6 protein-coding genes are annotated in these 5317 nt (G+C 77.8%); 4 read left to right on the forward strand and 2 right to left on the reverse strand.

What is annotated here, in order from left to right; genetic code table 11:
- Both PYV61_RS20485 and PYV61_RS20490 read left to right on the forward strand, forming a co-directional pair.
- A partial coding sequence (locus PYV61_RS20485; protein WP_275835104.1) for a HEAT repeat domain-containing protein occupies window positions 1-1066 on the forward strand: 1066 nt, incomplete at its 5' end.
- Window positions 1063-1944, forward strand: coding sequence for a HEAT repeat domain-containing protein (locus PYV61_RS20490; RefSeq protein ID WP_275835106.1), 882 nt, complete (start codon window positions 1063-1065; stop codon window positions 1942-1944). The genes PYV61_RS20485 and PYV61_RS20490, both read left to right, overlap by 4 nt.
- A 27-nt stretch (window positions 1945-1971) precedes the next feature.
- On the opposite strand, the gene PYV61_RS20495 is transcribed toward PYV61_RS20490, so the two are convergent.
- Window positions 1972-3432, reverse strand: a complete 1461-nt coding sequence (locus PYV61_RS20495) for a hypothetical protein (RefSeq protein WP_275835108.1) — start codon at window positions 3430-3432, stop codon at window positions 1972-1974.
- 141 nt (window positions 3433-3573) lie between these two features.
- The gene (locus PYV61_RS20500; protein WP_275835110.1) at window positions 3574-4611 is read right to left on the reverse strand and encodes an SDR family oxidoreductase; all 1038 of its coding nucleotides are present in this window, start codon (window positions 4609-4611) and stop codon (window positions 3574-3576) included.
- A gap of 135 nt (window positions 4612-4746) precedes the next feature.
- Between PYV61_RS20500 and PYV61_RS20505 the strand changes: the two genes are divergently transcribed.
- Window positions 4747-5085, forward strand: coding sequence for a PadR family transcriptional regulator (locus tag PYV61_RS20505; RefSeq protein WP_275835112.1), 339 nt, complete (start codon window positions 4747-4749; stop codon window positions 5083-5085).
- Window positions 5086-5089: 4 nt separating this feature from the next.
- Window positions 5090-5317 (forward strand): permease prefix domain 1-containing protein (locus PYV61_RS20510; protein WP_275835114.1); only part of this gene is annotated, 228 nt, incomplete at its 3' end.

Consider the following 5317-nt stretch of genomic DNA (forward strand, 5'->3'; position numbering starts at 1 on the left):
GGCCGCCGCCGAGGCGATGGCGCACCCCGAGGTGCAGGGCGCGATCGCCGGCGCCGGGCAGGCGGCCGCCGCCGCCGGCGTCGACGCGGCCCGCGCCGCGACCGAGGGGCTGCGCGCCGGCGCCGAGGCGATGCGCAACATGAACGTCGACGTGCACTTCGGGCAGACGTCGTCGCGCCGCGGGCGCAACCCGAACTGCCGCGACGAGAACGACGACGAGCGGGTGATCGCGCTCAACGCGCTCCAGCAGATGGACGCCGAGCGCGCGATGCCGCTGCTGCGCAAGGTGCTGGCCCGCCGCGAGGAGTGCACGGAGCTGCTGCGCCGCCGCGCGGTGTTCATCGTCGCGCAGAAGAAGACGCCCGAGACGGCCGACATCCTCGTCAACGTGGCGCGCACCGACCCGATGCCCGAGGTGCGCGAGGAGGCCGTGCGCTGGCTGTCGCGCGTCGGCGGCGACCGCGCGCTCGAGTTCCTGCGCGACGTCGCCCGCAGCGACACCAGCACCGCCACGCGCCGCAGCGCGGTGTCGTCGCTGGCGCAGAGCCGCGACCCCAAGGTGCGCGAGATCCTGCGCTCGATCGCCACGACGCGCGAGGTCCCGGCCGAGGTGCGCGGCGACGCGCTGTACTACTCGGTGACGCGCAACGACTCGTCCGACGTGACGTGGGCGCGCACGCTCTTCCCGACGCTCGAGTCGCGCGAGCTGAAGGAGCGCGCGCTGAGCGGCTTCTCCCGCCGCCGCGACAGCCAGGACTGGCTGTTCCAGGTGGCGCGCGACGGCCGCGAGGCGATCGAGGTGCGCAAGACCGCGTTCGCCTACGCCTCGCGCAACGCCACGCTGCCGCAGCTCGTCGAGCTGTGGGACGCCACGAAGGAGCGCGAGCTGAAGGAGCCGCTGCTGGTCGCGCTGTCGCGCCGCAAGGAGCCCGAGGCGCTCGACAAGCTGATCGCCATCGCCCGCAACGAGCAGGACCGCGAGCTGCGCAAGAACGCCGTCTACTGGCTGTCGCGCTCGAACGAGCCGCGCGCCCTGGCGTTCATCCAGGAGCTGATCGACAAATGAGCGCCCTGGCGATCGTCCGGATCGCCGCCCGCTCGGCCCTCCTCGGCGCGGCGCTCGCCGCCGCGCCCGGGGCGGCCGCGGCCCAGGCGGACCTCGCGTCGCGGGGCGGCGCGCTGGCGCAGCGGGTGGCCGAGGTGCGCGACGGCTACGTGCGCGTGACCTTCCCCCTCCGCGAGGGGGTGTGCGGGATCGGCGAGAGCATCCGCATCGGGAACGAGGAGCGGTGGAGCGGCAGCTTCACGGGGGTCGTGATCAACGGCAACGCGATGCGCGGCCGCGACGTGGAGTGGGAGCGCGAGTGCGAGACCGGCCCCGGGCGCGCGGTGCTCGACGTGTCGGGGGGCGAGGTGCGGCAGGTGCGCTTCTACGTCGGCGGGAAGTGGCGCGCGCCGGCGTCGCCGACCGCGAACGTCGTCGACCTGGGCGACGTGCCGGCCGACCAGGCGGCGGGGCTGCTGCTCCGCGTCGCGCTCGGCGAGGGGGTGCGCGCCGAGGCGAACGCGCAGCGGAGCGCGATCTTCCCGGCGACGCTCGGGCAGGGGGTGACGGCGTGGCCCGCGCTGCTGCGGATCGCCAGGGACGTGCAGCGCCCGCGCGAGACGCGGCGGCAGGCGATGTTCTGGCTCGGCCGCGGCGCCGGCGAGGTCGCGACGGCGGGGCTCACCGAGCTCGCCGAGGACCCGGACCGCGAGGTGCGGATCCAGGCGGTGCAGGGGCTGTCGCGCCGCCCCGCCGACGAGGGGGTGCCGCAGCTCATCAAGATCGCGCGCACCCACAAGGACCCCGAGACGCGCCGGCAGGCGCTGTTCTGGCTCGGGCGCTCGGAGGACCCGCGCGCGGTGGCGCTGTTCGAGGAGCTGCTGGTCGCGCGGCGGTAGGCGCGCCGCGCCGCGACGCCCGCGCCCCTACTCGGGGCGCGGCGTCAGCCGCTTCGAGAACTCCTCGGGGCGCACCAGGGGGGGCGGCGCCGGCCGCGCGGGCGCCATCGGCACCTCCACCTCCGGCAGCTCCACCGCCGGGAGCGTCGGCAGCGTGTCGGCCCGGCGCGCGGCGGTGTCCGGGTACGGGATCCGGAACGCGTCGGGGGAGAGCGGCGCCGACGGGGGTGCGGCCTCGGGCTCCCAGTCGATCGTCCCCGCCCGCGGCTCGGGCGCGTCCTGCCCGAGCGGCCAGGAGAGCGCGGCCGCGACGGCCGGGACGGCGACGCACCAGAAGATCGCCACCAGCGCGCGGCGCCGGCGCGACGGCACCAGGCTCGGGGCGGGCGCGGGCTCGTGCAGCAGCTCGGGCTCGCGCGCCAGCGCCGGCGGGAGCGGGCGCTCGAAGCGCGGCTCGGGGGCGCGCGCCGCGAGCGACGCGGCGTACGCCGGCGCGGGGGCCGGGGAGGTCGCCGCGAACGCCGGCAGGTCGGGGCGCACCACCGGCTCGCGGTCGGGCGACATGGCGCGCAGCGGCACCGGCGGGGTGCGCAGCGCCGGCTCCAGCAGCAGGTCCAGCTCGAACGTCGCGGCCGGGGCGGCGCCCAGCGCGTCGGCGGCCGCGGGCGCGGAGGCCGGCGCCTGCGCGGCGTCGGCGGCGTTCGCGGCGAGCAGCTCCTCCCACAGCAGCTTCACCCCCGCCGGCCGGCGGCGCGGGTCGGGGTGGCGCGCGGCGGCCAGCACGTCGGCGGGGCGCGGCGCGTCGGCGACCGGCCCCGGCTCGGCGGCGCGGCCGGGGGCGGCGCCGAGCAGGAGGTGGTGCAGCAGCGAGGCGAGCCCGAAGACGTCGCTCCGCACGTCGGCGTCGGCGCCGGCCAGCTGCTCGGGGGCGACGTACGGCCGCTCGGCGTCGGCGTAGCCCGGCGGGTGCGCGACCGCGCCGGCGCCCAGCCCCGTCAGGGTGAGCATCGGCGCGCCCGCGTCGCCGGCGTCGGGGGCGAGCACCACCGCGTCGGGGGTCAGCCGCCCGTGCGCCAGCCCGACCGCGTGCGCCTCGTCGAGCGCCTCGACCAGCCGCGAGGCGAGCCGCGCGACGCGCCACGGCGCCAGCCGCTCCCCGGCGTCGAGCAGCTCGCGCAGGGTGCGCCCCGGCGCGCGCTCGACGGCGACGTAGAGGCGCTTGCTCGGGGTGTCGCCGTAGCCGTCCGCCTTGGCGGTGACCGGGTGGCGCAGCCAGCGGGCGGCGTCGACCTCGCACACCACGCGGTGCACGAGGGCGTGGTCCTCCATCGCCCTGGGGCGGAGGACGTACAGCAGGCGGGGCGCGCCCGTGTGGGCGTGCACCGCGTCGTAGACGTCGGCGTGCGCGTGCCGGGCGAGCCGCGCGATCAGCGCGTAGTCGCCCAGCCGCCGCCCGTCCGTCGCGTCCGTCGCCTGCCGCTCGTCCATCGCCCCTCCCTCGCCGTGGGGGGCTCGCGGACGTGCGCGCCCCGGCACCCGTCCGACGAGCCGCCGAGCGGGACCGTCACGCCGGGGGGCGCCCCGGGCCAGCGGTGAAACGGCGGGAAGCGGCCGCCGGCCCGGCGCCGGTCAGCCGGGGAGCTGGTTGTAGCGCCCCGCCATCCGCAGTTCGGCGGCCCGCGCCCACTCGGGGGTGCGCGCCGAATCGGCCTGCGCGCCGCGGCGGGGCGCCTCGCCCCCGGGCGCCGGGGCGGGGAGGGCGCGGTCGGCCAGCGCCGTGAGCGCGGTCGAGAGCGCGGGGGCCAGCCCGTGGAGCCGCGCCTGCAGCCACGCCCACCCGGGCATCACCAGCTCGGCGTCGCCGTGGCGGCAGGCGTCGAGGATGAGGGCGGCCGCGCGGTCGGCGTCCATGCTCGCCACCGGCGCGTGGTCGGTGGCCGTGAACCAGGCGTACTCCGCCTCGTGGTCCCCCTTGAACGTCGCGTGGCGCGGGGAGCCGGTGCGCATCTCCCCCGGGCACACGGTGGTCACCCACACGTCGTCCCGGGCCAGCACGGCGCGCAGGTTCTCCGACAGCCCGACGAGCGCGTACTTGCTGGCGCCGTACGGGACGAGGTGCGGCACCGGCGTCTTGCCGGCGATCGAGGCGACGTTGACGATCCGCCCGCGGCGGCGCTCGCGCATGCCGGGGATCACCGCCAGCGCGGCGTGCAGCGGCCCGTAGTAGTTGATGCGCATCGCCTCGTCGTAGTCGGCGAGCCGCATCTGCTCGGTCGGGCCGACCTGGATGATGCCGGCGTTGTTGACCAGGACGTCGACCGGGCCGAGGCGGGCGCCGACGTCGGTGACCAGCTGGCAGACCGCGGCCGGGTCGGTCACGTCGCACACCGCGGCGTACACGCGCGCCGGGTCGCCGGCCCGCGCCTCCAGCTCCGCGCGCGCCCGGTCGAGCGCCGCGCCGTCGCGGGCGCAGATCGCCACCCGCGCCCCCGCGTCGAGGAGCTGCCGGGCGAGGGCGAGCCCGAGCCCGCGCGACCCGCCGGTCACCAGCGCCACCGCCCCGTCGAACTCGAGGCGCCGGGCCTGCCGCCGCGCCTGCCGCGCCGCCCACCACCCCGCCGCCGCCGCCACGGCGATCGTCGCCCACCTGCGCTGCCCGTCCCGCATCGTCGTCCCCTCCGTCGCGTGGACCGGGGGGGAGGGGAGGGATCGTGCCAGTCGGCCGCGCCGCTGCAAACCCTTTCGCGTGGTCGCGCTGTCTACCCCGGAAACGTTCCGGGGAAGACCCTCGTAGGCCTCGCCATGACCGACCTCGACCTGCTGCAGGGGACGCTGGACGTCCTCGTCCTCAAGACCCTCTCGTGGGGGCCGCGCCACGGCTACGCCGTCGCGCGCTGGATCGCCGACACCAGCGAGGGGGCGATCCGGGTGGAGGACCGCGCCCTCTACGTCGCCCTCCACCGGCTGGAGGCGCGCGGGTGGCTGGCCAGCGAGTGGGGGCTCTCCGAGAACAACCGGAAGGCCAAGTACTACCGCCTCACCGACCTCGGGCGCCAGCAGCTCCAGCTGAAGGCGGACGACTGGAGCAGCTACGCGGCGGCCGTCTTCCGGATCCTCCGTACCGTCCCCGCAGAGGGCTGACACGATGCGACTTCCCGACGGCATCCGACGCCTCGTCCGCCTCCCCGACTCGGCGCGCGCCGCGCAGCGCGACGTGGACGACGAGCTGCGCTTCCACCTCGAGCAGCGCGTGCAGGAGCTGGTGGCGCGCGGCGCGCCGCCGGCCGACGCCGCGCGCGAGGCGGCGCGCGAGGTCGGCGACGTGGCGGCGGCGCTCGCCGAGATGGCGGCGCTCGACGCCGGGCGCCTGAGG

The sequence above is a fragment of the Roseisolibacter sp. H3M3-2 genome (genome assembly GCF_029211165.1).
In the GTDB taxonomy this organism is placed as follows: Bacteria; Gemmatimonadota; Gemmatimonadetes; order Gemmatimonadales; family Gemmatimonadaceae; genus Roseisolibacter.